Source organism: Acidimicrobiia bacterium, assembly GCA_040880805.1.
Taxonomy (GTDB): Bacteria; Actinomycetota; Acidimicrobiia; order IMCC26256; family DASPTH01; genus DASPTH01.
Window position 1 is genome coordinate 12,226 of the sequence record JBBDHW010000017.1, and the last position, 24,711, is coordinate 36,936.

The window sequence follows — 24,711 nt, forward strand, 5'->3', positions numbered from 1 at the left end:
GGTCCTGGGCCGCTCGATACAGGGGAGAGCGGGGCCGGACCCCCGGGGACATCGACGTGCTCGTTCTTGGTCAGCCCGATCGTGACGCTCTCGATGAAGCGAAGCGACCGCTTGTCGAGATCGTCGCGAGAGACGACGCGGGCGGTGCTTCGTGACGTGGTCGCCGGGTACCGACAGAATGCGAAGCAACACCTCACGTCGGCTCGAGCGATCGCCGACGCGAGCGACTTGAGTGGTGCCTATCAACTTGCCGACGACGCGCTCCGCAAGAGCGCGGCGGCCCTTCTTGCCGTGCAAGGTCTGCGCGCGACGAGCCGCGGGGGCCACATCGCGGTCCAGGACGCTGTGATCGCGCAGTTCGAGGAAACAGTGCGCACGTTCCGACCGTTCGGAAGACTCAGACGGAATCGCAACCGCTTCGAGTATCCGGGTGATGCGGCGAGCGAGCCGATGGGCGACGATGTCGACGATGCGTTGACGGTCACAACCGAGACGGTCGCTCGAGCGCGCACGATCATCGATCAAGAGGTGCTCGACCCCTGGACAGGTTGATCGCGGGTCTTCGGTCCGTCAGGGCGCGGCGGTCGTGGTGGTCTCCGCGGGCGCGGGCGCGGCGGTGGTGGTCGTGGTCTGGTTGCCGAAGATGATGCCGACGTCGAACAGGTAGATGGTCTTCGTCGGCGTGCCCGCGATGTCGGTGCCCCCGAAGGTGTTGATCTTCTTGGCCACCCGCAACCCGTGCGCATCCATGTGACCGAGGATCGAGAATGTGTAAGGGTTCGAGCCGAGTGCGTCGAGTTGCTTCGCGCCGTTCTGGCTCACCACAAGGAAGAACTGCGAACCCGAGGTGTTCGCTCCGCTGTTCGCCATCGCGACGTCGCCCGCCTTGTAGCCGTTCTTCGGCGGCTCGTCGGGCAGCGTGTAACCGGGGCTGCCGGTCCCGTCACCCTTCTGGTCTCCGCCCTGGTCGACGAAGTCGGTGACGATCCGGTGGAACGTGGTGCCGTTGTAGTACTCGCTCTTCACGAGGAACAGGAAGCTGTTCACCGTCTGCGGCGCCTGCTTCGGATCGAGCTCGATGTTGATGTCGCCGCAGCTCGTGTGCATCACCGCCGTGTAGTCCTGCTTCACGTCGATGTCGACTGCCGGCGCCGCCGGAAAGGTCTGGGTCTTGATCGGCGTCGCGGGCTTGCGGCTGGAGCACTTGATCGGTGCAGCCGCGGTCGACGAGCTGTCGCTGTCATCGCCCGAGACGAGCTGGATGACCACGAAGATGATGACCACGGGGACGAGGAGGAGGCCGATGGTGCGAGCGGTGCGGAGGCGCTTTCGGCGCTTCTCGGCCGCCAGCATCGCCTCGCGGCGGATCCCGCGGTTCTGGCGCTGGCGTTCTCGTTTCGTGGCCTTGGGCACGGCGCCGGAGTCTACAGACGCCGAATCACGCCTCAGGATCAGAGGACGGCACCGGTAGAATTGCCGGTTGTGAGCCTGCTCGTGCAGAAGTTCGGCGGCACTTCCGTTGCCGACCCCGATCGCATCCGTGCCGTCGCCGACCACATCGTGCGGACCCGGCGCGACGGCCACGACGTGGTCGTCGTGGTGTCGGCAATGGGCAAGACCACCGACGACCTCGAGCGGCTGGCCCACGAGGTGGCGGCGAGCCCGCCCGAGCGGGAGATGGACATGTTGCTCACCGCAGGTGAGCGCATCTCCGCTGCCCTGCTCTGCATGGCGATCATGGATCGGGGCGAGCCCGCGGTGTCGTTCACCGGGTCGCAGGCGGGCATCGTCACCGACACCGCGCACCGCCAGGCCAAGATCGTGGAGATCCGGGCCGACCGGATCCAGGAGACGCTCGAAGCCGCGAGCATCGCGGTGGTCGCCGGGTTCCAAGGTGTGTCCACCGCGCGCGACGTCACCACGCTCGGCCGGGGCGCTTCCGACCTCACCGCGGTCGCGCTGGCCGCCACGCTCGGCGCCGAGGTGTGCGAGATCTACACCGACGTTGCCGGCGTCTACACCGCCGACCCGCGCGTCGTGCCCGAGGCCCGCAAGCTGTCGCGGGTCTCCTACGAGGAGATGCTCGAGATGGCGGCCACTGGAGGCCGCGTGCTCGCGATGCGCTCGGTCGAGTTCGCGCGCAACTACAAGGTGCCGGTGCACGTGCGCTCGAGCTTCACGTGGGAACAGGGCACGTGGGTCACCGAAGAGGAGCCGAACATGGAACAGCCGATCATCTCGGGCGTCACCCACGACATCTCCGAGGCCAAGGTCACGATCTTCCACGTGCCCGACCGCCCCGGCATCGCCGCCACGCTGTTCCGCGCGCTGGCCGACGACAACGTCAACGTCGACATGATCGAACAGAACGTGTCCACCGAAGGGCACACCGATATCTCGTTCACCATCCCGAAGGACGAGCTCTCCCGCACGACGGACGTGGTCGACAAGGTGGTGGTGGAGATCGAGGCGGGTGGCGCGAACTACGACGACGGCATCGGGCGCGTGTCGCTCGTCGGCGCGGGGATGCGCACCAACCCGGGTGTCGCCGCACAGATGTTCGAGACGCTCTCCGCGGAGAACGTCAACATCGAGATGATCTCCACGTCGACGATTCGCATCTCGTGTGTGGTTCGTGAGCGCGACGTCGAGCGCGCGGTCCAGGCGCTGCATCGCTCCTTCGACCTGGAAAACACATGAGCGGCGTCCGCGTTGGTGTTGTGGGGGCCACGGGTCTCGTGGGCACCGAGATGCTGCGGCTGCTCGAGGAACGTTCGTTTCCCGTCGACGAACTGCGCGCCTACGCGTCGCCCCGCTCGGAAGGCCGCAAGCTGCAGTTCGCGGGTGGCGAGGTCGTGTGCGAAGTGCTGGGCGAGGGCTGCTTCGACGGTCTCGACTTCGTGGTGATCGATGTCGACGACCCGCTCGCGCTCGAGTGGGCACCGCGCGCTGCCGACAGCGGTGCGCGCGTCGTCGACAACTCTGCGGCGTTCCGCATGGACGACGACGTTCCCCTCGTGGTTGCCGAGATCAATCCGCAAGATGTGCGGTTCTTGCCGCGCGGGATCGTGTCGTGCCCCAACTGCACCACGATGGTGCCGCTCACTGCGCTCGCACCGCTGCACCGCGCCGCCGGGATCGAGCGAATGGTGGTGTCCACCTATCAGTCGGTGTCGGGCGCGGGCATGCGGGGGCTCCACGAGCTCGACGAGCAGTGGACGAAGGGCGCCGGTCAGGTCGATCGCCTGAGCCGTGCCGGTGCGCTCGGTGCGATCGAGCCCGGCGCGGTGTGGGACCGCCCGATCGCCGGCAACGTGATCCCGCTCGCCGGATCGATGCAGGAAGCGGGCTACACGTCGGAAGAGTGGAAGTTCATGCGGGAGAGCCGCAAGATCCTCCACGCGCCCGAGCTGCGCGTCAGCACCACGTGTGTGCGCGTGCCGGTGTATGTCGCTCACGCGGTCTCGCTCAACGTGCAGTTCCAGCGCGAGCTGCCGCGCGCAGAAGCCGTCGAGTTGCTCGAACAAGCTCCCGGAGTGCGTCTCGTCGACGGTGGCGACGGCCACCCCACGCCGCTCGAGGCGGCGGGCATCGACCCCGTGCTCGTGGGCCGGCTGCGCGTCGACCCGTCGCAGGAGCGAACGCTCGACCTGTGGGTCACCGGTGACAACCTGCGCAAGGGCGCGGCGTTGAACGCGATCCAACTCGCCGAATTGATGCTCGAGCGCTAGCCCGCCTCGTCCGGGTTGCGGCGCGCGATGCCATACAGGCTCACCAGTCGGGCAACCAGGGTCACGAGGAACACCTGGCCGATGAGCGCCTCGAACGTCACGATGACGCGCCCCGCATCGGTGCCGGGTGTGAGGTCGCCGTAGCCCACCGTGGTCTGGGTGATGACGCTGAAGTAGAGGAAGTCGACGTTGGTCTTGGGGCCCGGCTGCGCGAAGAAGCCGACCCGCTCGAAGTCGTTGATACCCGCGTAGATCCCGGCGAAGGCGATGCCGAGCAACACGTACACGCAGAGTGCGCCGAGGATCGTCTCCACGCTGACGACTTCGTGCCTGATGATGCGGGCGAGGATCACGATCGGAGCGATGAGCAGCAGCACGAACATCAGATAAGCGGTGCCGTCGTTTCCCTCACGCCCGACGATCGCCTGGACGAGTGTCGAGAGCACCACGATTGCTACGATCGCCGCACCGAGCCGGAACCCTCGCTCGCGTACGTGTGACGTGTGGAGAGCGAGCAGCACCACCGCTCCGAGCATGATGGACATGAACAATCGCTCCCACGGTGATCGCTTGAGCAGCGCGATCATCACGTACGTGATCATCAGAAGCGCGAGGAGCAGCCCGTAGGTGTCGCCGCGCACGAGTCGTTCCTTGAACGCGTCGCGGCCGGACCGGAGACGCCGAGGGCGTGGGGCATCGGCATCGGCATCGGCCATCTCCCGATGCTGGCACGGCGCGCGTGCCGATTTGGTGATACCCGCGCGCTTCAGCCGTCGGAAGACGCGGTCGCGTGCTGCCGGCGGGCGAGGTCGCGCACGATGCGGATCAGCATGACCGCGGCGATCGCCAACGCGATACCGCCCACGATGTGGATCCCGTCTTGGGTCTTGTATTCGCCGAGGGTGTCGTAGTCGACATCCAATCGGGTCCCGATCGTGCCGATCACGAACAGCACCCACCACACGACTACGACCGGCGTGGATGGGCTCGTTCGCGCCTCACCGTTCGCCGACCGCTCGGGTGTCCGGCGCCAGATGTCGAGCACGACCAGCACGGGAATGACGAAGTTTGCAAGCGGGATGAACCATGCTCCGATCGCCCAACCCGGCGTCCAGGTCCGCGCGCTCGTGTCCCACAACTCCGTGTTCTTCGACGCGCGGAACAGGTAGATGATGAACACGACGAAGACCGCGAGCATGATGAAGCCGAGGACCGACCCCGTCGCGCCCACCGCGTCGTCGGCATCGTCGAGATCGTTGAAGTTGGCGAACGTCCTGTGGTTGTCGAACGCGCTGATCTTCGAGATGCGGTTCCCGCACACGGCCGCGAGCGCGAGTGCGCTCACCGCTGATGCTCCGAGCAGCCAGGTCAGCGCGGTCGTGAGGCCGCCGAGCGTGCGGAACCGCAACGTGTCATACCGCTGGTATGGAGCAGGTCCCGACATCGGCGCCAGGACGCCGCCCGGCGGGGTAGACAGGAGCGACGGCTCGGGGAGTCCATCGGGCAGATCGAACGTGTCCGGTCGTGACGCGCCGCCGTTCGCGATCCACTGCGTCCAGCGTTCGCCGTCCCAGTAGCGGTACTCGCCGCGGGCGAGCGGGTCCGGGTACCAGTTGGCCGCGGCGCGCGACGGCGCGGTCATGACGCGGAGGAGAATGTCGGGAGCCCGATCGGGCGCCCGTCGGTGAGGCCGACGATGTAGGAGCGCAGCCAGACCGCCATCATCGCGTTGGCGGTCGCAGCCTGCTTCCCCACGAGCTCCTCGTGGTCGGCGACGGCCTGGACCGTCGCGAGCGCGGTGGCCTGGACCGTCTCGAGGAACGCGGAGGAGATGTCGAGCAGCTGCTCGTACGCTTCTTGTTCGAAACCCTGCACGTCGAGCTGGCCGTCCCACACCATGCGGCCGCGCGCGATGCCCGGCTCCTGGATCGGTGCGATCTTCGCGGCGAGCTTGCCGTACGCGCCGGTGCCCTGCTTCAGCTTCTCCGCGACCTGATCGAAGGTCGCCAACGCGGTGAGCCGGCTCGTCTGGTACTTGCAGAACAGCGGGCCGTCGGCCGGATTCACCGGGCACACCACGAGGTGCGCCGGCGTGACGAGGCCTTCCGGCGGTTTCTCGGCGATCTGGAGCATGTAGCCCTCGTTGTAACCGAACGTGTCGACGAGGCCGCGAATCGGCATGTTCTCGTTGTCGGGATTCGGCTGGTCGAAGAGGCTCTGCTCGTTGTACGCGAGGACGTCGGCGCCGGCGGCGTAGTCGAGCACTTTCTTCGCGTCACCGACCTCGGCGGTGAACTGTTCCTCGTTCTGCGGGAGGTTCACGTTCTCGATCATCCGGTTGTGACCCGACTTCAGCAATTCACCGCGCAGCCAGAGCCCGCCGTAGTAGCCGCTCAGGTGGTACAGCCAGAGGTAGGAGCCGAGCGAGAGCTTCACCGGATCGTCGGCCGTGAAGATCCGGTCGAAGAGCACCACCGGCACGTCGGCGAAGAGGAACCGCGTCATCACCGGCGGAGCGCCGCCCTGCCGTGCGGCGTACTCGGACGCGAGCTCGTCGAGCAGCGTCTGATCGGGCGTCATCATCGTGCCCGCGAAGTACGGATACTCGGTGAGTTCGACCTTCACGTGCTTCCCCCGCTCGCCTTCTGACGTAAAGGCGGAGCCTGGCACATCGGCCGCGCACAGGCCAGCAAGGGTTCAGCCGGTGAGTCGTCGAAGCGAGGGTGCAACGTGGCGCGCCACGGATACACTCAGCCCCTGGGCAGAACTCCGGAGGTGCACCGGTGCCAACCGGAGGGTTCGAGGAGCGGTACTCCGTCGGCGACGAGGCGACGGAGACCGAGCCGAGGCTCCTTTCCGCCGCCACGGGACCCGTTTCCCAGGACGAGCGCGCCGGCAATCCCGGCACGGTTCCCTGGCATCGACGGCGGGCGCAGCGTGTCGGCCTCGCCGCGCTGCTCGTGATCGCCGTCTTCAGCGCGCTCCTCCTGCGCTGCGGAGAGTCGACATCCCCTGTCAAGAGTGCGACTCCAGCAGCGCCACGGGCCACCCCCGGGCAACGCGTCCAGATTCCGCCTCAGGGCTTCACGCCGCTTCCGCCGGACAGCATCTTCGACAGCTACTTCACGTTCCCGTCGATCTTTGGCAACCCGAACGGCAGCGTCGGGGGTGTCACCGGTGGCGGATTCGCGTTTACGCCTTCGCTTCCTGGAGCCTGGTCCGGGGCCGTGCCGGCGCCCGCCGGTAATTGGGCGCCTGTTGCGCCGAGCGAGACCGCCCCCCCGGACGTTTCCGGGAGCCTCTGATCTGAGCTCGGGTTGCGCCGCGACAGCCGTCAGTGGTCGCGTCCTGCGACTGACCCGCTGTTTCGTTGGTCGGGATGCCGGGATTTGAACCCGGGACCTCAGCGTCCCGAAAGCGGCTAAGGCGAACCTCGGCAACCTTGAGCGGCGCGTCACGGCAGGTCAGAGGCAGTCTACGAACGTAGGCGATCACAGCCGAACGACGGCGCGCGCGCGATGGACGCGCGATGGAGGAAACGGCAGCATCATGTGATCTGCGAGGCGGCCTGCGCGAGGTTGGCCCTAGCCTTCAGGCCGTGTGGGGGGGCATCAAGCAGTTCTTTCTCAATCTGGTTGAGGAAAAGCTTGGTCGGGCGATCTGTATCGCAGCGGGCCTAGGAATCGCGATCGGAGCGTTCCTACAGGCAGCGGACCGCAACAGTTTTACGGTCGTAGCCGTTCTCTGCGGGACGTTCCTGATTGCGATTGGCTGTCTTGTCGACCGAATCGCGAAGCTAGCCATCACCCTCAAGGGCGGTCTCCAGGTCGAGTTGCACCCTCCCAAGACTGCCGAGGAGACCACGGCCCTTGCGGAGCAGGTTGAGGACGATCCGGCTCTGGAACATGGAGTAGAAGCCGAACCCGAGGATGCGGTCGACCTCGCGCGGTATCAGTTGGCGGACGCCGCCGTGCAGCGCGTGATGACCCCAGCCGCAGACAGCCCTCTCTCGGGCTGCGACCTCCACCTCTACCTGTTGGACGACATTGAGGGGAAGCTTCTTCCCGCCTTCGAGCCCGACGAGTTGGACTCGGAGGGTTGGGAACCCGGAGCGGGCGCGGTCGGGTTTGCCTGGGAGTTTCAGGATCTGATCTATGCGACCGCGCCGCAAACGTACGACGCGACCTTTCGGTTGACAGGGGAGCGACAGAAACGTTACCGGGATCTGACGGCGGTGGCGGCTATTCCGGTCTTCAACTCGGCGGAGACCACCATCGCCATCCTCGCGGCCTCCTCAAAGGCTGAGGATCAACGGCTGACTACTGAGGAAGGCCTGAACGACCTGGAGTCGCGTGCTGCTGGCATCGCGCGACTGCTGATCGACCTCCTGCAGTGGTTTGATGATTCCTGATCTGAGGGACGTGGATTGGTGGCTAGGATTCCGTCCGCGTGGGTTAGCGGGCTAAGGCCTACGAAGTCGGGAAGGTGGCAGGTGGAGAGACGCAGAGTTACTAAGGCAACAACGGCGCGCGCAATCAGCGTGACCCTTCCTAGCCAGAAGCCGAAGCTCAAACTGACAGAGGGTCAACGGCACGCGATTCTGAAGGGCAAGGGCGCGACGCCGGTTCGGTAGCCGAACTGCTCGACTGATTCGGATGCCACATCGCCCTGGTGAGCATCTGGGCCTCCTCTATATCGGCCACACGATCTCGCGCCGCCGTTCGGGTGGGTCGATCAACACGACGCCCTTCATTGCCAGCAAACCCGCGCTTCTTGTACGTCCCGTTCTGAGCCAGGCGCGGAGCGCGTCCGCAGGATCATCGTCGCGGATCGCGTCGAGAGCGCGCAGAAGGAAGTCGACGCGGCGTCCCGAGTAGTGGCGATATGGAGACGGTTCGTCGAGCCATCGACCGAACTTCGAGTCGCCGAAGTCGTCATGGGTCGTCCGTCGGTCGGCGGGGAAACGCTCACCGGGTATGGCCGAGAAGAACGACCATACGTCGAAGTCTTTGATGCCGCTGGTGAGGGGTAGCCCGCGCTCGCACTCGACGAAGTGCGTGCCTGCTCCTTGGCACAGCGCGACACACAGCAGTCGATCTGCGTACGCGGGGCGCTTGACGAAGAACTTCGCGCGGTCTCGCGCTGCCATGTCGGACAGCCTGCGGAGGTCGGCGGCACCAATCTGCTGGTCGGAACGGTCCTCCGGAAGCACAACTGAGTTTCCTACAAGAGTGAGTGTCCGCAAACGAGGTGCTCGACGGCGCGACAGACTCGTCACGACGCTTTGAGGGACAGGGGAGCGATGAGGCTGATCCGGCTGTATCACGGCACGACAGCAGGCGCTGCTGATGCGCTCGCGAGAGAAGGCAGTCGGCCGCCTGACATCGACGCGTTGGTGGCTGCGGTTGCGACGCGCTTCGGCGTGCCGGAGGGCGATCTGCGAGCGGTGGCGCGTTACGTCACGGGAGCGCCGCGCCGCTTGGATTTCGCGGTCGCAACGCATCCCGCGTTCGCGAGGCTATACGCGGGGCGACGGGGCGGAGAGGCAGCCCACGACCTCGTCACCGGTGCGACGCGGCTCGCAGACCCGACGCTGTCGGCTCCGGAGATCGAACGGCGCGCCCGCGCGGAGCTATCGGAGCAGGGCGCGCTCGTCACCCTTGACATTCCCTTTGAGCGCGCGAGGGCTGATCTCCCAACGCCGCGCCTGCGAAGTGCGCCCTGGGCCTCGTATGAGGAGTGGGCAGGTCACGTAACGGACGGTTCCTCCGGCCGAAACATCACGCTGTCCATCCGCATCCAGCCGGAATGGATCGCGACTGTCGATCTTGTCGAGCCGGTGATATCCGAACCCGGACTGGGCCGCTGGGTGCCGAAGGAGGCTTGGCACATCCTTCGTTCAGCGAAGAGACCACCGTCCATCGGACCCGGTCGAGAGGGGATCTACGAGCGGTCCGCGGTCCAGGAGTGGCTCAAAGAACAGGGCGTCTCGCTCGCGCCGTAAGTCAAAAACCGCTGCACGCAGAAAGACTGGAAGCGGCTGCGGGCGACGCAGTCGTGCGCGATGGTCGATGTCATCCCCGGTGCCTACTGGCTGAACTGGGTGATACAGGCGTCAGCGGTCGCGGATGAAGGTCCACACCAGTCCGGCAGTTCACGGCGCGGGCGAGCGGCATCGGGCAGATCAGCCGAGTGCGTTACTTTCTTGCGATGGAGTTCAGTTCGCAAGAGCGCGACATCCTGCTCGTTGCGCTTCACGAGCTTGCGATCACTCGCTCTGCCTTCGACGGCGACCCGGCTCGCGATCGGGTGAGCTTCCTTCCGTAAGAATCGGGCGCTGCACTCGCATCGCTCTCGTGGACCTCGAACATTTCGTCGCTAATCACCGAATCGACGAGCGCGCGAAGCCCTAGATCATCCTTGATGCGCAATCGCTCCAGGTTGATGTCTCACCCGAGGGCCACACTGACTGGCAGGAGCCCGGCCAGCGCTCGTTAGTCACCGTGAACGCGGACCGTGGCTTGGACAGCCGAACATCGATCCCGGGGCGGAATGCCGAGCGCTGACACAACGCCGTCTGACCATCAGGAGGTTGCAATGGCATCAGTCACTCGGCGAAACACCAAGAACGGCGAGCGCCGTTACGACGTGCGCTACCGCGACTCGGACGGGAAGGTTCACACCGAAACGAAGCGTACGCTGAGAGACGCTAAGCACACCGCGTCCACCGTCGATGCCGACAAGCTGCGCGGCGCTTGGATCGATCCGCGTAACGCGAGCCGCACCTTCCGGCAGGTGGCAGATGATTGGCTCGGGTCGAACGTCGCCAAGCGAGCGAGCACGTACGCGCGCGACGAGAGCATCCTGCGCGTCCATCTGCTTCCTGAACTCGCTGACTCGCGGATCGGGAAAGTAAACCCGGCACGCGTGCGCGGTCTCGTGGACGCGTGGTCATGCCGATTCGAGGCGCGGACCGTGCGCCGCATGTACGGCGTCCTGCGAGCGGTATTTGCGTTCGCCGTGGAGAGCAGCGTGATCGTCGCGTCACCGTGTCGGGGCGTGAAACTCCCTGCCGTCGAGCCCATCAAGCGCCACGTCGTGACCGCGGACGAGCTTGGACGGCTGGCAGATGCCCTCGGTCCCGACTACGCGTTGATGCCGTACCTCGGGGCGATGCTCGGTCTCCGGTGGGGTGAGGTCGCAGGGCTCCGCGTCGGGCGTGTCGACCTGCTCGGGCGCACCGTCACGGTCTCCGAACAGGTGACCCGCGGACTGAAGGGTACGAGCTATTCGGGCCGCCGAAGTCGGCCGCGGGGAGACGGACGCTGGCCATCCCCGAGGCGCTCGCCGACATGCTTGCTGCGCACCTTGCCCGACGCGGCCTCACCGCGGCCGACGAGAGCGCGCTGCTCTTCTCTGCCGCAGACGGCGACCTGCTGGAGTATGCGAACTACCGGCACCGAGTCTGGCAGCCTGCCTGCGTCGCAGCGGGCCTCGGCACCGTGACCAAGCACGCTGATACCGGTCGCCACGGTTACGAGGGCCTCACGTTCCACGACCTGCGGCGCGCCAACGCGACGGCCCTCGTGCAGGCGGGCGTCGACCTCAAGACCGCACAGGCCCGTCTAGGCCACTCAGACCCTCGGCTCACGCTCGGCATATACGCGCAGACCACGACGGCCGCTGACGAAGGGGCCGCGGAAGCGCTCGGAGCGCACTTTTCGCGTCGTCCGCGCGATGGACGCGCGATCGCATCGGCCTGACGCGCGTGTCGGTGGCCGCGTAGAGCCGCTGACCTGCTCTTTCGTTGGTCGGGATGCCGGGATTTGAACCCGGGACCTCAGCGTCCCGAACGCTGCGCGCTAACCAAGCTGCGCTACATCCCGATGGGAAAGCGAGTCTAGCCCTCGCGCGTTTCCGGTCCTTCGGTCGTTCCCACACCCGCGGCAACGAGGCCATCGATGGTGCGCCGCAGTGTGGACGCGTCGATCGGCTTCACGAGCTCGGCGTCGGCGTCGGCGCGCTTGGCGAGAAAGCGGTCGGCCTCGCGGTCGAGGAGGAGCAGGATCGACACGTCCGGCAGACGGCCGGCGCCGGACTCGAGCCGCAGGTCGATCGCCACCGCGACGCCACCCATGTTGGCGATCTGCATGTCGAGCACGGCAACGTCGGGCTCGTAGTCCTTCACGGCCTCGCGCACGTCTTGGCCTCGGGTGACCTCGATCACGTGTTGGCCGGGAGCGAGGCAGGCGGCCTTCACCTGGTCACGGACCCATTTGGCGTCAGCCGCAACGAGGATCGTGCTCATCCGCCGGTCACGCTACCCGCGCCGGTGCCATGGGTCGGCGGGAGGCGGCCGACGAGATGGCGGCCGACGGCATGCAGCGCGGAAAAATCGAACACGTCGTGGTCGAGTTCGGGCACGTACGCGACGGAGGCGTTGCCGAGGCGGTCCTCGAGACCGGCGAGCTCGCGCCTCTCTCGTTCCGCGACTTCTTCGAAATCAGCGAGGTTGGTGAAGCGCGCCGCCAGGCGCGCCGCGGCGTCGCGGTCGACCTCGCCGTTCCGTGAGCGGAGCTGCGCCGCGCGCGCTCGGAGCTGTTCGGGGGGTTCGCCCCCGTAGCGCGGGTGCACGCGGTTGACGATGAGCGCTTCGACGCTCATGTGGTGCTCCGTGAGGCGATCGGCGAAGTACTCGCCTTCCGCCAGCGCGTCACGGCGCGGCGTGGTGACCAGCACGAACGCAGTCTCGGGCGCGCCGAGGAGCGTCATCACCTGATTGGCCCGGTCGCGGAAGCCTGCCTCCATGCCCTCGAACGCCCGGAAGAACGCGATCACGTCGTCGATGACCTCGCGTCCGACGACACGCGCGACCGTCCGTACGAACGCGTGCGCGGCCGCACTCGTGACGCGGAACGCGGGGCGGGTGGGTGTCATGAGCAGCCGAAAGACCCGGTTGTCGAGGAGGCGCATGAGCCGCCGGGGCGCGTCGAGGAAGTCGAGCGCGTGACGCGTGGGGGGAGTGTCGACCACGATGAGCTCGAACGTGCCGGACGCGTGCAGCTCGTAGAGCTTCTCCATGGCCATGTACTCCTGCGTACCGGAGAGCGCGCCCGCGACGTTGCGGTAGAAGCTGTTGGCGAGAATGCGTTGCGCCTGTTCCTCGTTCTCCGCGTACTGGCCCACGAGCTGGTCGAACGTGGACTTGGTGTCGAGCATGAGCGCGTGCAATCGGCCGTGAACCGCAGCGTCGCCGTCGCCACGCCACAGCGACCGTGGGATCTCGTGCGGCGTGTTCGACAGGTGCTCGAGGCCGAGCGTGTTCGCAAGACGCTTCGCGGGATCGATGGTGACGACAACGGCGTCGCGTCCTCGCCGCGCGCCCTCGATCGCGAGCGTGGCGGCGATCGTCGTCTTGCCGACACCGCCGGTGCCGCAGCACACTACAACGTGACGCGTGTCGACGAGCTCGGCGAGCGTCATGGTGGCACCGCGTCCATGGCGGTGACACCGGCCGTGAGCGCGTCGGCGAGCGCGTCGACTTCCGAGGGACCGATGTCGGCCGTGAACAGGAGCGGCAGCTCGATCTGCGGCAGCGGGAGGCGTACCGAAAGGCGCGCGCGCTGTTCCTGCTGGCGCGTGCGGAGGGCGACTCGGATCGCGGCTGCCGCGGCGAGCGCGTCGATGTCGGCGTCGTCCAGCTCGATACCGGCGAGCGCGGCGTCGGCGCGCACCGCGGCGATCCCGGCGCCGTCCGTCGACGTGAGCAAGCCGTGCACCTCGGACACGCAGCCGTTCACGACGATGGGGCCGAGCTTCACGCCGGCGCGGTCCTCGATCGCGTACGCGGTGTCGACGAGCTCGTTGACGGGTGTCTCCTCCGGGAGCGTCACGAGCATCACCTGGCAGCGCGACGGGTCGGTGAGCAGTTCCACGACGTCGGACGCCTGCTTCCGTACCGGACCCACCGTCACCGCGTCGAGCAGGCCACGCGCGGAGAGCAGGAACTGCACCGCGTGGCCGGCTGCGGGTGCGTCGAGGACGATGAGATCGGCCGCACCCCCGCGCTCGAGTTGCTTCACCTTGCCGAGCACGAGGATGTCCTTCATCCCCGGCACCGCGGTGGAGACCACTTCGAGTGCGCCCGAGTTGCTGAGGCGCCGTCCGATGCGGCCGAGCCCGTGATCGTGGAGGTACTCGACGAGCGCGTCGTCGGGGGTGAGAGTCCGCGCCCGGAGGTTTGGCCGGAGTTCGGCTTCTTGGTAGGTGAGGGGCGGCTGCCGGAAGCACGCGGCCAGCCCCGATTTGCCCTCGACTTCCACGATCAGCACGCTCATGCCCGTCCGCGCTGCTGCGACGGCGAGCGCGGCGGTTACCGTCGTCTTCCCCACTCCGCCCTTGCCCGCGACGATCACCACCCGGGAGGCCGAGCACAAGCGCTCGAGGTCCATGCCCCACGATGCTACGGGAGTCCTGATCGCGCGCCGTCTCCGACGCTTCGTCGCGTTCGCGGCACTTGCGCTTGCGGCGTGCGTGGCAATCGGTGACGCGTACTCCGCGGACGCGGGAGCAACGGCGGCGCGTGGCCGCGGCGGGATCGACGTGGTGCAGGTCGAGGGCTACTTCGATCCGCCCAACCAGTCGCTCGTGCGCGATTCGATCGCCGATGCCAACGATCGCGGTGCCACGTTGCTCGTGCTCCAGGTGAAGTCGGGGGGCGCGATCGACGTCGCCGTGCGCGACATCGTGCGGGCCATCGACAAGTCTGATGTTCCCGTCGCCGTCTGGGTGGGTCCGTCGGGTGCCAATGCCGAGGGCGCGACCACCGTGCTGCTCGAGGCCGCGCACCTCGCGTACATCTCGCCGGGCTCGAGCGCCGGCGCCGGACAGCCGTTGCGGCTCGATGACCCGGGGGCGAGCACGCGCGCCGGTGTCGCCGACCAGTTGGCGGCGCTCGCGAAGGAACGCGGCCGCGACCCCGATGGGGCACGCAAGCTCGCGAGCCGCAGCCTCGGGGCAAGCGACGCGCGTGCAGCGGGGGCGACCGACGGCGTGCGACCGACGATCGGCGAGCTCATCGTGCGCCTGAACAACAAGACCGTCACCACCGCCGCCGGCGACGTGACGCTCTCGACGGCCAAGGTCGTCGGTACCGGACGCGACCGTCGGCGACAACCGAATCAAGAGGTGCGGTTTCGTCGCCTCGACCTCGGCGGCCAGCTCCTGCACCGGCTGATCAGCCCGTCGATCGCCTACTTTCTCCTCGTCGCAGGGCTCGCGCTCCTCGTGTTCGAGTTCTACACGGCGGGCATCGGTCTGGCCGGACTGGTCGGAGCGGTGTGCGTCGTCGGCGCGTTCGTCGGTCTGTCGCATCTGCCGGTGCATTGGTGGGCGTTCGGGCTGCTGCTCCTCGCCACGTTCGGTTTCGCCGTCGACGTGCAGGTCGGCGCGCTCGGAGTGTGGACGGTCATCGCGACGATCGCGCTCGGCGCGGGGTCCCTCTTCTTCTACGGGGGCTCGTCACAGCTGCGACCCGCGTGGTGGGTGCTGCTGGTCGTGTGCCTGGGGATGTTCCTGTTCATGGTGGGTGGCATGACCGCGATGATCCGTTCGCGGTTTTCCACACCCACGATCGGCCGCGAGGGCATGGTCGGCGAACTCGGTACCGCAGAAGTACCCGTCGATCCCGACGGTGTGGTGCTGATCCGCGGCGCGCGCTGGCGCGCCCGCACCAACCGCGCCACGCCCGTCGCCGCGGGCGACTCGGTCCGGGTGGTGGCGGTCGAGGGCCTGGTCCTCGAGGTCGAGCCCCCGGAGGGCGGCGCCCGCGATCACCGCGACCGCTCGCGCCGCGCCAAGAGCGGGAAGGACTCCGAGGAAGACTGAGCGATTCCCCTCTTGTGGCACCGCGCGGTGCCGAGTAGGTTCCGCGCGACGAGCCCGGCCGATGCGGGATCGAAGCCGGCGCGGAGAGGGGGGAGTCGGTGGCCGTCCGCACACTCAAGACGTGGCGCGACCGGGCAGCCTGCCGGGGTCCGGAGACTGTGCTGTTCTTCCCGCCGACGACGGCCGAACGGCGCGACGAACGTGAAGCGCGCGAGCGGAGCGCGAAGGCGATCTGTTGCGGATGCCCCGTGCAACCCGAATGCCTCGAGTACGCGCTCGGCCTCGGCGAGATGCACGGCATCTGGGGCGGCCTCAACGAGTCCGAACGCCGCGGCCTCCTCGACACCAACTACCTGTAGCCCCTCCCATCCAACTTGCGTCGCTCGAGGTCGTAGAGCGACCTTCAGCGACGCCGGTTCGGGTTGGAGGTGGGGCCGGGGATCCGGACGTCGCCGCGGCGGCGGGTCACGCCTTCCCGGTCGAAGTGCTCGAGGAGCGGCACGACGTACTTGCGCGAGCTGTCGAGCAGGTCGCGCGCGTCGCCGACGCTGATCGTGCCGTGCGCGCCGAGCCGTTCACGCACGAGCTCGCGCGCGCGGTCGACGGCGGACGCAGTGAACACGATGCCGGCGACGTCGACCAGAACACCTTCGCGCACGAGTGTGCGTGCGAGCGCGACGTTCTGGCTCTCCGGTGGTGAGAACGGTGACGCGTCGAGCGCGGCAATGAGCGCGACCGCCTCGGGCGACTCAGTGATCGGCGACCGCGTGGCGTCGCGCACGAACCCTCGATCCACCAGCAACCGCGCGTCGCCGTCGAGCGCCCCGCGGAGATGGCCCGCATCGACGCCGAGCCTGCTCGCCAACGTGGCGAGCTCGATACCGTTCCCTCCGAGTACCAGCTCGCGCGCGCGATTCCGAAGCGCGGTGAGGAGAGCGGTGTCGACGAGCGAGTCGTCGACGCGCGACGCGATCCCGGACTCCACCGTCGCAGCAACGAGCTCGGCTGCACCCGCGTCGGACAGCCCAGTGAGCCTCGCGACGTCGGCAACCGGCACTCGGTCCCGGCTGGCGAGCAGCCGCGGGCCGAGCGGCAACGCAAGCCTCGCCGCGGCATCGCGGCCGTCGCCGACTGGATCGACGTCGAGGACCTCCGCACCGGCGACGGTGCGCGCCCGCCCCGAATCTCGGAGCACCACCCGGTCGCCCGGGGCGAGCGGGAGTGGGGCTGCGAACCTGAGCCGCGCGAACCGCCCGCTCTCGTCGAGCGCCCGGAACGACACCTCGTGCTCGCCCGATCCCACGTAGGCCTGCAGCCGCGCCCGGTTCTGCACGACTTCGTCGGGCACCGACGTCACCGCGACGTCGACGACCGCCGCCGCCGTCCATTGTCCCGGCTTCACGAGCGCATCGCCGCGCGCGAGATCCGCGCGCTCGATTCCCGAGAGATTCAGCGCGACGCGAGTACCCGGTGCGACCCGCTCGACGCGACGGTGGGCAGACTCGATGCCGCGGACGCGCGCACGGGTGCCGTCGCGGCCGACCTCGAGGACATCGTCGATGGCGACGGAGCCTCCGGCCAACGTGCCGGTGACAACGGTGCCCGCACCGCGCGGCGCGAACACGCGGTCGACCCAGAGGCGCGGCCGTCCGCGATCCTCCGCGGGGGGCGCCGACTGCAGCACGGCGTCGAGCGCAGCGCGCACGTCGTCGAGGCCGCGGCCCGAAATGGAGTCGCAGATCACAACGGGTGCCTCGCGCAGGCACGAGCGGGAGAGGCGTGAGGTGATCGCCTGCTGCGCGTCGTCACGGGCCTCGGCGTCGATCGTGTCGGCGTTCGTGAGTGCTACCACTCCGTGCGTCACGCCCAGCAGCTCGAGGATCACGAGGTGCTCCTCGCTCTGCGGCATCCAGCCCTCGCGCGCCGACACCACGAACATCACCACGTCCACCGCGCCGACGCCGGCAAGCATGTTCTTGAGGAACCGCACGTGCCCGGGTACGTCGACGAATCCCACCTCGGTGCCCGACCGAAGCGTGGCGAACGCGAACCCGAGGTCGATCGTGAGGCCACGCTCTTTCTCTTCCGCGAATCGATCGGGATCGGTCCCCGTAAGCGCGAACACGAGCGACGACTTGCCGTGGTCGACGTGGCCGGCCGTCGCGACTACGCGCATGACACGCGCAGCGCCTCCACGACCCGGGCGTCGTCATCGGGATCGATCGTGCGCAGGTCGCACACGAGCATTCCCTCGTCGACCCGGGCGACCACACCCTGCTCGCGCAGGCGGGCGTGGAGTGCGTCCGCGTCTGATGCTTCGAGCGCGACACCCACCGACGGGATCGTGAGGCCCGGAAGCGATCCTCCGCCCGCCGCAGCCTCCGTGTCGATGACCTTGACGCCAGGGACCGCGCGCGCCACGCGTTCGGCCCGCGCGCGCAGCTCGTCGACGGTTGTCGTCGCCATGCGCCACAACGGAATCGCGCTCACGTCACCCGAGAGATACGCGGACGCCACCGACTGGAGCAGCGCGAGCGTGACTTTGTCGGCGCGCATCGCCCGCGCGAGGGGATGCCGCGCGATGGTGGCCACCACGGTGGCGGTCCCCACGATGATCCCGGCCTGCGGGCCGCCGAGCAGCTTGTCGCCCGAGAACGTCACCAGCGCCGCACCCGCGTCCAGCGTCTGACGAACGCCCGGTTCGTCGCGCAACCACGACGGCCGGTGCGCGAGCCACGGCGTGGTGTCGTCGAGCAGTCCGGAACCGGCGTCGACCATCACCGGTACCCCGAGCGCCGCGAGCTGCGACACCGGCGTGGACTCGACGAAGCCGACCATGCGGTAGTTGGACGCGTGCACCTTGAGCACGAGCGCGGTGTCGGGTTCGAGCGCACGCTCGTAGTCGGCGAGGCGCGTGCGATTGGTGGTGCCGACCTCGACGAGCCGGCACCCCGACTCGGCCATGATCTCGGGAACCCGGAACCCGCCGCCGATCTCCACGAGCTCGCCCCGGGAGACGACCACCGAGCGACCGCGCGCCACGGCACCGAGCGAGAGCACCACCGCGGCCGCGTTGTTGTTGACGACGATGCCGGACTCGGCACCGCACGCGCGCGCGAGGAGCGATCCGGCGTGTTCGTGGCGCGAGCCGCGCTCACCCGACTCCATGCGGTACTCGAGGTTGGAGTACCCGCCCGCGACATCGACCGCATCACGAATCGCGTCGTGCCCGATCGGTGCTCGTCCGAGGTTGGTGTGCAGGAGCACGCCGGTCGCGTTCACAACGCGGCGAAGCCGCGCGCCCTGCAGGCGCGTCACGCGCGCAGCCGCGTCGGCGACAACTGTGTCGAATTTCATCGTTCCTCCGCGCTGCACCACCTCACGCGCGGCGTCGACGGCCTCCCGAGCACAGTCGACGAGGAGCGGCTGGGGAAGCCCGTCGAGGTGGGCGACGACGCGTTCCACCGAAGGAAGCGTCCGGCGTGGGTCCATCGCCATGGCTACGGCAGCGTAGAGCGACGCGCGGAAGACCGACGCGCGGAAGACCCCGGAGGGCCACCTACAATATGAAGGTGCAAGGCCCGGAATTGTGTACGACCGCCCACCCGAGAGGGGACTGAGATGCCCGATCTCACCCCTGGGGTGCCGAGTGCGTTGTCGCCCCTCGTTCGCCGGATCGTGGCGCCCAACCCGGGCCCCTTCACCGGTCCCGGCACCAACACCTACCTCGTGGGGATCGACGAGGTCGCGGTGATCGATCCCGGGCCCGACGACCAGAGCCACATCGACGCCATCGTCGGCGCCTCGATGCGCGAACGTGTCCGGTGGGTCGTGCTCACGCACACGCACCCCGATCACGCGCCCGGAACCGAGCGGCTCGTGAAGGCAACCGGCGCCGAGGTGCTCGCGTACGGGAGGCGCATCGACAAGGACGCCACGGTTGTCCCCGATCGCGTGATCGGCGAGGGAGACACGATCGAAGGCACCGAGTTCGGCCTGGAAGTGCTGCACACGCCGGGGCACGCACCAAACCACCTGTGCTTCCTGCTCGAAGAGGAGCGCGTGCTCTTCACCGGCGACAACGTGCTGGAAGGCATGTTCTCGGTGATCAACCCTGCCCGCGGCGGCGACATGGCTGTGTATCTCGCGACGCTCGCACGCCTCGAGAAGCTGCGCCTCGCCCGGCTGTGCCCGGGGCACGGCGACGTGATCGAAGAACCGCGCGCCCGCATCCAGGAGTACACCCAGCATCGGCGCGAGCGTGAGCGTCAGGTGCTGCGCGTTCTCAAGGCCGGCCCCGCGCGCGTGGTCGACATCGTCACCTCGCTCTACGGCGACCAGGACCTCCACCCCAAGCTGGTGGAGGCCGCCGGTTGGCAGGTGCACGCCCACCTCTTGAAGCTCAAGGCCGACGGCAAGGTCACCGGCACTTCGGTGAAATCGGCCTGGAAGCTGGCCTGACAGGCGTTTCGCGGGCGCGCGCGTCGGGCGCTCCCGAGCGCGTATCGTGCTGGCCTCCATGGCACCGGTGGTGTCAGCAGGATGGTCACGCCGCTTCCACTTCGAGAAGATCCTGCTACGCCACAGACTCGTCCCACAGGAGGGCAGGAACTTGACCACCGAACCTCGACGAGCGCGCCGCACCCGGCTCGCCGCCGCGCTCGTCACTCTCGTCGCTCTGCCCGTGTTCTTCGCCGCCGCGCCTGCCGCGGGCGCGGCCGGCTCGAACTCGCTCACCGTGAAGGCGGGTGAGTACACCTACAAGTTCTCCGGCAGCCCGAAGGCCGGCTGGGTCACCATCAACTTCGACAACCCCGGCATCGAGAACCACATGATGGCGGTGGTGAAGCTCAAGAAAGGCGTGACCGCCAAGCAGTTGAAGACCGCCGCGACTTCCGAGGACGACTCAGCCTTCAACAAGATCGCCGACGGCGACGGTGAGGTCTACGGCATTCCTCACCTCCTCGGACCGGGCCAGAAGACCACCACGATCACCAAGCTCGCGGGCGGTCACTACGGAGTGCTGTGCTTCGTGCCCGCGCCCGATGGAGCTCCGCACATCGCGCACGGCATGGTGAAGACGTTCGACATCTCAACGTCGAAGTCGAGCGCGAAGCCGCCGCAAGACGGGGTCCGTGACGTCACGCTCACCGACTCCGCGATCACCATCCCGCCCAACGGCATCCCGAAGACGGGAACCCTGAAGGTCACGAACGAGGGCACCGAGCCGCACAGCTTCTTGCTCATCAAGCTCGAGTCGGGCAAGACGATCGACGACGCCTACACCTACTTCAACTCGTTCTTCGAGACCGGCAAGGCCGAAGGCACGACGCCCGGGACGATCATGGGCGGTGTGGCCACGCTGGCCCCGAACGGCATGGCGTACCTCGAGGTGACGCTTTCGGCTGGCCACTACGCGTATTTGAGCGCCGAAGGCGACGCGCCCGACGACGACTACTCGTTGGGTCTCAAGGGCGAGTTCGACGTCAAGTAGCAGCACACCACTGACTCGAGGGAAACCATGAGGAAGACGCATCGCGTCGCGGTTCTCACGGCCGCACTGGCAGCGTGTCTCGCGACGGTCGGCTTGGGCGCCGCTATCGCGCCCGGTGCCGGCGCGGCCGGATCGAACACACTCACCGTGAAAGCGGGTGAGTACACCTACAAGGTTTCGGGCAGCCCCAAGGCGGGATGGACCGAGGTCGAGTTCGACAACCCGGGCCTCGAGTTTCACATGCTCGGCATGGTCCAGCTCAAGAAGGGTGTGACCGTCAAGCAGTTGAAGGCGGCGCTGCTTTCCGACGACGAGAACGCGGGGAACAAGCTGGTGGCCGGCGATGGCGACGTTTCTCCGCTCCCGAGCTTCCTCAGCGCCGGCGAGAGGACGACCATCCTCACGAAGTTGCCGAGCGGCCACTACGGCATGTTCTGCTTCGTCCCGGCACCGGACGGCGAGTCCCACGTGGCGCACGGCATGGTGAAGGTGTTCGATGTGGGCTCCGGCAAGTCGAGCCTGAGTCCACCGAAGGACGGCGTCGTCAATGTCACGATCTCCGACAGCGGGATCACGTTGCCGAGCTCCGGGTTGCCGAAGAGCGGTTGGGTGAAGGTCACGAACGGCACGTCGGTGCCCCGTTCCCTTACCCTCGCGCGTTACCTCACCCCGACCGCAACCTTCGAAGATGGTGACGCGTACTTCAACGAGTTCTTCGAGAGCGGCCAAGTCCCGACCGGTGACCCGCCAGCCGCGATCGCAGGCGGGATCGAGGGTATCGCCCCCGGAAGTACGGGGTACTTCGAACTCGCGATGAAGTCGGGCCGCTACGTGCTGGTGAGCTCCAACGCCGAAGAGGAGAACGATCCGAACGAGCTGCACACCGACTTCACGGTGAAGTAACGCGCCGGCACCTCCATCATCTCGCGAACAGGCCCGGGCATCACGCCCGGGCCTGTTCCGCGTCGGCCTGTGCGATGAGGTCGAAGATGCGGGCGGTGCAACCGCTCATCTCGATTGGCGGCAGGAGGTCGGTGACGATCCGGTCGGCGAGCTCGAGGAAGGCCGCGCCAGCCGGGCTGCCGGGCGCACTCAGCACGACCGGGGTTCCCGTGTCGCCGCCTTCGGACACGGCCGGCTCGAGTGGGATGCGCGCGACGAGCGGCGCGCCGATCTCCGCCGCGAGCGCGTCGCCCCCGCCGTGGCCGAACACCTCGTGACGAGACCCGTCGGGGAGCACGAGCTCGCTCATGTTCTCCACGACACCCGTGACCTTCATGTACGACCGCCGTGCCATGTCGGCCACCCGCACCGCGACCTTCTGCGCTGCGCGAGCCGGGGTGGTGACCACGAGCATCTCGGCCTGCGGCAGCATTCGTGCCAGCCCCATCTGGATGTCGCCGGTGCCCGGCGGCATGTCGACGAGCAGGTAGTCCATCTCGCCCCACCGCACGTCGGTGAGGAACTGCTCGAGTGCCTTGGTGAGGATGAGGCCGCGCCACATCAACGCGGTGCCTTCGTCGTCGACGAGGAACCCCATCGACACGACCTTCAGGTGACCCGGGTTACCACCCGTGCCGGTGGCCGTGTTCGGGACCTCGACCATGTTCGGCGTGATCTTTCCTTCGGTGCCGCCCAGCCGTCCTTCCACTCCGAGCATGCGCGGCACGCTGAAGCCCCAGATGTCGGCGTCGAGCACGCCCACGGTGAGCCCGCGCGCCGCGAGTGCCGCGGCGAGGTTCACCGTGACCGACGACTTGCCCACGCCACCCTTGCCGCTTGCGACCGCGAGAACGCGTGTAGTGGAGGGCACCTCGGTGGGCGCGGCGTTCTCACGTGCGTTGAAGCGGGCACGCTGCATTGCCGCGGTCTTCTGCTCGGCGGTCATCTCGCCGTACTCGACGGCGACGGCAGTGACCCCGGGGAGGCCCCGTACCTTCGACTCGACGTCCTGCTTGATCTGCGTGCGCAGGGGGCAGCCCGCCGTGGTGAGCGCCACCCGGACCATGACCGAGCCCTCCGGCGCCACCCGGATGTCGTCGACCATCCCCAGCTCGACGATGTCGGCGTGGAGCTCGGGGTCGATCACACCCCGGAGCATGTTTCGGACGTCTTCGGGCGCGGGAGGGGGGCCCGCCACAGGCTGGTGGACGGGGGCGCCGGGATCATTGGGATCGGGGACGTTCACAGGCATGCTCACCACTGATTAATACAGGCTAGACCTTGAAAATATGCCGGAGGGCGGCTACCGTCAAGCGCAATGCCCAGTTCACCCGACCAGCTCACCGTTCTGAAGGCGCTCGGCGACGAGACCCGGTTCTCCATGTACCGGGAGCTCGCACGCTCCACCGCGGCGCTCTCGGCGCAGGATCTTGCCGAGCGGCTCGGACTTCACGCCAACACGGTGCGGCTGCACCTCGAGCGTCTCCGGGAGGCCGGCCTCATCGACGTCGAGCCGGTTCGGCGGGGCACCGTCGGGCGCCCGCAGCACCTCTATTTCCTCGCAGCCGGCGCGCCGGCGCTGGGGTTCGACCCACCGGCCCACGCACTGCTCGCCGGGTTGCTCGCCGCGCTCGCCGAGCGTGTCGGTGCCGATGCCGCCGACGCCGCCGACACCGGCAGGGTCTGGGGAGCCGACACTGGCCGGCGGACGCGCTCGGAGAGCTGCCTGCATGCACTCGAGGCGGAGCTCACCCGACTCGGTTTCGAGCCCGCGGTGGAACCCGCCGACGGCGAGCACGAGGGGGGCACCCGGATCGAGTTCCTGCATTGCCCGTTCCGTGAGCTCGCGGAGGCGTATCCCGAGCTCGTGTGCAATCTGCACCGGGGTTTGTGCGAAGGCGTGGTCGAAGCCGCCGGCGGGGGAAGAGTCGAGCACTTCGCGACGTTGTACGACGCCGAGCCCTGTCATGTGGTCGTCGGGGTCGGTTATCCTGAAAGCGACCAGTAGGAGAGAAGAGGTCCGATGTTCACTGTTCAGGACGCCAGCACCGTCTTCACGCTGACGGACGTCGCGGCGGACAAGGTCAAGAGCCTCATCGAGGTGGAGGGCAACCCGGAGCTCGTGCTACGTGTCGCGGTACGGCCAGGTGGGTGCTCCGGCTTGAGCTACGAGATGTTCTTCGACGCCGACATCGCGCCTGACGACGTGCAGACCCAGCACCGCGGGGTCACCGTCGTCATCGACCCGGCCAGCGCGGAGCACCTCGCCGGGGCCGCTCTCGACTTCAAGGACGGTCTGCAGGGCGCCGGGTTCTCCATCGAGAATCCCAACGCCACACGGAGTTGCGGCTGCGGTCAGTCGTTCTCCTGATCCCGAGCGTCTGACCGGTTCGACGGGAACCGGCCGAGAGGAGCGCCTGATGACCCCTACGTGGCCCCCCACTTCGAGCCCCGGACCGTTCACGCCCCCCCGGCCGTTCGACCCGAGTCCGGGCGTTCCCACGCCGCCGACCCCTCACACACCACCCGTTGCCGCGCCGCTCGCGGCCGCGCCTGCACCGAGTCCGCCGCCGGCACCCGCACGCACCGCGCGCAAACCGGCGAAGAAGCGCCCCGCGAAGAAGCGCGTCGCGAAGAAGCCGGCGAAGAAGGCCGCGC

At 67.9% G+C, this 24,711-nt stretch carries 25 protein-coding genes and 1 tRNA gene; 14 read left to right on the forward strand and 12 right to left on the reverse strand.

Annotated elements, in window-relative coordinates; genetic code table 11:
• The first annotated feature begins 144 nt into the window (after window positions 1–144).
• Window positions 145–552, forward strand: a complete 408-nt coding sequence (locus tag WD271_03215; GenBank protein MEX1006835.1) for a hypothetical protein — start codon at window positions 145–147, stop codon at window positions 550–552.
• An 18-nt stretch (window positions 553–570) separates the two neighbouring features.
• Here WD271_03215 and WD271_03220 read toward each other — a convergent pair whose 3' ends face one another.
• Window positions 571–1,413: a peptidylprolyl isomerase gene (locus WD271_03220; GenBank protein ID MEX1006836.1), complete on the reverse strand. Its 843-nt coding sequence runs from the start codon at window positions 1,411–1,413 to the stop codon at window positions 571–573.
• Window positions 1,414–1,482: 69 nt separating this feature from the next.
• Here WD271_03220 and WD271_03225 point away from each other — a divergent pair, with 69 nt between their 5' ends.
• Together WD271_03225 and WD271_03230 are read left to right on the forward strand one after the other, a co-directional pair.
• Window positions 1,483–2,700 (forward strand): aspartate kinase, encoded by a 1,218-nt coding sequence (locus tag WD271_03225; GenBank protein ID MEX1006837.1) that lies wholly within the window; start codon window positions 1,483–1,485, stop codon window positions 2,698–2,700.
• On the forward strand, window positions 2,697–3,731 hold the full coding sequence (locus WD271_03230) for an aspartate-semialdehyde dehydrogenase (protein MEX1006838.1): 1,035 nt from the start codon (window positions 2,697–2,699) through the stop codon (window positions 3,729–3,731). The genes WD271_03225 and WD271_03230 overlap by 4 nt, the downstream gene beginning before the upstream one ends.
• On the opposite strand, the gene WD271_03235 is transcribed toward WD271_03230, so the two are convergent.
• The 3 genes from WD271_03235 to WD271_03245 are packed head-to-tail and all read right to left on the reverse strand — an operon-like array spanning window position 3,728 to window position 6,356.
• Window positions 3,728–4,447, reverse strand: coding sequence for a potassium channel family protein (locus tag WD271_03235; protein MEX1006839.1), 720 nt, complete (start codon window positions 4,445–4,447; stop codon window positions 3,728–3,730). The two genes, WD271_03230 and WD271_03235, sit on opposite strands and share 4 nt — an antisense overlap.
• A gap of 50 nt (window positions 4,448–4,497) precedes the next feature.
• Window positions 4,498–5,373, reverse strand: a complete 876-nt coding sequence (locus tag WD271_03240) for a DUF4328 domain-containing protein (protein MEX1006840.1) — start codon at window positions 5,371–5,373, stop codon at window positions 4,498–4,500.
• On the reverse strand, window positions 5,370–6,356 hold the full coding sequence (locus WD271_03245; GenBank protein MEX1006841.1) for a hypothetical protein: 987 nt from the start codon (window positions 6,354–6,356) through the stop codon (window positions 5,370–5,372). The genes WD271_03240 and WD271_03245 overlap by 4 nt, the downstream gene beginning before the upstream one ends.
• Window positions 6,357–6,514: 158 nt before the next feature.
• Here WD271_03245 and WD271_03250 point away from each other — a divergent pair, with 158 nt between their 5' ends.
• A complete protein-coding gene (locus WD271_03250; GenBank protein MEX1006842.1) occupies window positions 6,515–7,036 on the forward strand; it encodes a hypothetical protein in 522 nt (173 codons plus the stop codon).
• A gap of 293 nt (window positions 7,037–7,329) precedes the next feature.
• Window positions 7,330–8,142 carry a hypothetical protein gene (locus tag WD271_03255; protein ID MEX1006843.1) on the forward strand — a complete coding sequence of 271 codons (813 nt, stop codon included), beginning with the start codon at window positions 7,330–7,332 and terminating at the stop codon, window positions 8,140–8,142.
• A gap of 279 nt (window positions 8,143–8,421) precedes the next feature.
• Here WD271_03255 and WD271_03260 read toward each other — a convergent pair whose 3' ends face one another.
• Window positions 8,422–8,880 (reverse strand): hypothetical protein, encoded by a 459-nt coding sequence (locus tag WD271_03260; protein MEX1006844.1) that lies wholly within the window; start codon window positions 8,878–8,880, stop codon window positions 8,422–8,424.
• Window positions 8,881–9,033: 153 nt separating this feature from the next.
• Here WD271_03260 and WD271_03265 point away from each other — a divergent pair, with 153 nt between their 5' ends.
• Both WD271_03265 and WD271_03270 read left to right on the forward strand, forming a co-directional pair.
• Entirely contained in the window at window positions 9,034–9,735 is a 702-nt protein-coding gene (locus WD271_03265; protein MEX1006845.1) for a hypothetical protein, read from the forward strand.
• A gap of 1,321 nt (window positions 9,736–11,056) precedes the next feature.
• The gene (locus WD271_03270; protein ID MEX1006846.1) at window positions 11,057–11,494 is read left to right on the forward strand and encodes a tyrosine-type recombinase/integrase; all 438 of its coding nucleotides are present in this window, start codon (window positions 11,057–11,059) and stop codon (window positions 11,492–11,494) included.
• 45 nt (window positions 11,495–11,539) lie between these two features.
• Here WD271_03270 and WD271_03275 read toward each other — a convergent pair.
• The 4 genes from WD271_03275 to WD271_03290 form a co-directional block, all read right to left on the reverse strand.
• A tRNA-Pro gene (locus WD271_03275) sits at window positions 11,540–11,617 on the reverse strand.
• 14 nt (window positions 11,618–11,631) lie between these two features.
• Window positions 11,632–12,039 (reverse strand): response regulator, encoded by a 408-nt coding sequence (locus WD271_03280; GenBank protein MEX1006847.1) that lies wholly within the window; start codon window positions 12,037–12,039, stop codon window positions 11,632–11,634.
• Complete coding sequence (locus WD271_03285) at window positions 12,036–13,214, reverse strand: ArsA family ATPase (protein ID MEX1006848.1); 1,179 nt, start codon at window positions 13,212–13,214, stop codon at window positions 12,036–12,038. The genes WD271_03280 and WD271_03285 overlap by 4 nt, the downstream gene beginning before the upstream one ends.
• The gene (locus WD271_03290; GenBank protein MEX1006849.1) at window positions 13,211–14,182 is read right to left on the reverse strand and encodes an ArsA-related P-loop ATPase; all 972 of its coding nucleotides are present in this window, start codon (window positions 14,180–14,182) and stop codon (window positions 13,211–13,213) included. Before WD271_03290 ends, WD271_03285 begins: the two co-directional genes overlap by 4 nt.
• On the opposite strand from WD271_03290, the gene WD271_03295 reads away from it, so the two are divergent.
• Together WD271_03295 and WD271_03300 are read left to right on the forward strand one after the other, a co-directional pair.
• Complete coding sequence (locus WD271_03295) at window positions 14,181–15,617, forward strand: NfeD family protein (GenBank protein ID MEX1006850.1); 1,437 nt, start codon at window positions 14,181–14,183, stop codon at window positions 15,615–15,617. The two genes, WD271_03290 and WD271_03295, sit on opposite strands and share 2 nt — an antisense overlap.
• Window positions 15,618–15,715: 98 nt before the next feature.
• Window positions 15,716–15,976, forward strand: coding sequence for a WhiB family transcriptional regulator (locus WD271_03300; GenBank protein ID MEX1006851.1), 261 nt, complete (start codon window positions 15,716–15,718; stop codon window positions 15,974–15,976).
• Between the two features lie 44 nt (window positions 15,977–16,020).
• Here WD271_03300 and selB read toward each other — a convergent pair whose 3' ends face one another.
• Together selB and selA are read right to left on the reverse strand one after the other, a co-directional pair.
• The gene (selB, locus tag WD271_03305) at window positions 16,021–17,793 is read right to left on the reverse strand and encodes a selenocysteine-specific translation elongation factor (protein ID MEX1006852.1); all 1,773 of its coding nucleotides are present in this window, start codon (window positions 17,791–17,793) and stop codon (window positions 16,021–16,023) included.
• Complete coding sequence (gene selA, locus WD271_03310; protein ID MEX1006853.1) at window positions 17,784–19,115, reverse strand: L-seryl-tRNA(Sec) selenium transferase; 1,332 nt, start codon at window positions 19,113–19,115, stop codon at window positions 17,784–17,786. The genes selB and selA overlap by 10 nt, the downstream gene beginning before the upstream one ends.
• A 123-nt stretch (window positions 19,116–19,238) precedes the next feature.
• Here selA and WD271_03315 point away from each other — a divergent pair, with 123 nt between their 5' ends.
• Genes WD271_03315 through WD271_03325 form a run of 3 tightly spaced genes read left to right on the forward strand, consistent with a single transcriptional unit; the run spans window position 19,239 to window position 22,014 of the window.
• Window positions 19,239–20,078, forward strand: coding sequence for an MBL fold metallo-hydrolase (locus WD271_03315; protein MEX1006854.1), 840 nt, complete (start codon window positions 19,239–19,241; stop codon window positions 20,076–20,078).
• Between the two features lie 58 nt (window positions 20,079–20,136).
• Complete coding sequence (locus WD271_03320) at window positions 20,137–21,111, forward strand: hypothetical protein (GenBank protein ID MEX1006855.1); 975 nt, start codon at window positions 20,137–20,139, stop codon at window positions 21,109–21,111.
• Window positions 21,112–21,138: 27 nt separating this feature from the next.
• Complete coding sequence (locus tag WD271_03325; GenBank protein MEX1006856.1) at window positions 21,139–22,014, forward strand: hypothetical protein; 876 nt, start codon at window positions 21,139–21,141, stop codon at window positions 22,012–22,014.
• 40 nt (window positions 22,015–22,054) lie between these two features.
• Here WD271_03325 and WD271_03330 read toward each other — a convergent pair whose 3' ends face one another.
• Window positions 22,055–23,305, reverse strand: a complete 1,251-nt coding sequence (locus WD271_03330; protein ID MEX1006857.1) for an Mrp/NBP35 family ATP-binding protein — start codon at window positions 23,303–23,305, stop codon at window positions 22,055–22,057.
• Window positions 23,306–23,371: 66 nt separating this feature from the next.
• Between WD271_03330 and WD271_03335 the strand changes: the two genes are divergently transcribed.
• A complete protein-coding gene (locus tag WD271_03335) occupies window positions 23,372–24,061 on the forward strand; it encodes a helix-turn-helix domain-containing protein (GenBank protein ID MEX1006858.1) in 690 nt (229 codons plus the stop codon).
• 15 nt (window positions 24,062–24,076) lie between these two features.
• Window positions 24,077–24,424 (forward strand): iron-sulfur cluster insertion protein ErpA, encoded by a 348-nt coding sequence (gene erpA / locus WD271_03340; protein ID MEX1006859.1) that lies wholly within the window; start codon window positions 24,077–24,079, stop codon window positions 24,422–24,424.
• Window positions 24,425–24,711 lie beyond the last annotated feature (287 nt).

Excerpts from the sequence above, each read along its gene's own strand:
- selA (MEX1006853.1), bottom strand. The coding sequence starts at position 19,115 with ATGGCGATGGACCCACGCCGGACGCTTCCTTCGGTGGAACGCGTCGTC.
- WD271_03335 (MEX1006858.1), top strand. The coding sequence starts at position 23,372 with ATGCCCAGTTCACCCGACCAGCTCACCGTTCTGAAGGCGCTCGGCGAC.
- selB (MEX1006852.1), bottom strand. The coding sequence starts at position 17,793 with ATGCGCGTAGTCGCGACGGCCGGCCACGTCGACCACGGCAAGTCGTCG.
- erpA (MEX1006859.1), top strand. The coding sequence starts at position 24,077 with ATGTTCACTGTTCAGGACGCCAGCACCGTCTTCACGCTGACGGACGTC.
- WD271_03325 (MEX1006856.1), top strand. The coding sequence starts at position 21,139 with ATGAGGAAGACGCATCGCGTCGCGGTTCTCACGGCCGCACTGGCAGCG.
- WD271_03315 (MEX1006854.1), top strand. The coding sequence starts at position 19,239 with ATGCCCGATCTCACCCCTGGGGTGCCGAGTGCGTTGTCGCCCCTCGTT.
- WD271_03320 (MEX1006855.1), top strand. The coding sequence starts at position 20,137 with ATGGCACCGGTGGTGTCAGCAGGATGGTCACGCCGCTTCCACTTCGAG.
- WD271_03235 (MEX1006839.1), bottom strand. The coding sequence starts at position 4,447 with ATGGCCGATGCCGATGCCGATGCCCCACGCCCTCGGCGTCTCCGGTCC.
- WD271_03280 (MEX1006847.1), bottom strand. The coding sequence starts at position 12,039 with ATGAGCACGATCCTCGTTGCGGCTGACGCCAAATGGGTCCGTGACCAG.
- WD271_03240 (MEX1006840.1), bottom strand. The coding sequence starts at position 5,373 with ATGACCGCGCCGTCGCGCGCCGCGGCCAACTGGTACCCGGACCCGCTC.
- WD271_03295 (MEX1006850.1), top strand. The coding sequence starts at position 14,181 with ATGCCCCACGATGCTACGGGAGTCCTGATCGCGCGCCGTCTCCGACGC.
- WD271_03285 (MEX1006848.1), bottom strand. The coding sequence starts at position 13,214 with ATGACGCTCGCCGAGCTCGTCGACACGCGTCACGTTGTAGTGTGCTGC.
- WD271_03260 (MEX1006844.1), bottom strand. The coding sequence starts at position 8,880 with ATGGCAGCGCGAGACCGCGCGAAGTTCTTCGTCAAGCGCCCCGCGTAC.
- WD271_03230 (MEX1006838.1), top strand. The coding sequence starts at position 2,697 with ATGAGCGGCGTCCGCGTTGGTGTTGTGGGGGCCACGGGTCTCGTGGGC.
- WD271_03265 (MEX1006845.1), top strand. The coding sequence starts at position 9,034 with ATGAGGCTGATCCGGCTGTATCACGGCACGACAGCAGGCGCTGCTGAT.
- WD271_03290 (MEX1006849.1), bottom strand. The coding sequence starts at position 14,182 with ATGGACCTCGAGCGCTTGTGCTCGGCCTCCCGGGTGGTGATCGTCGCG.
- WD271_03330 (MEX1006857.1), bottom strand. The coding sequence starts at position 23,305 with ATGCCTGTGAACGTCCCCGATCCCAATGATCCCGGCGCCCCCGTCCAC.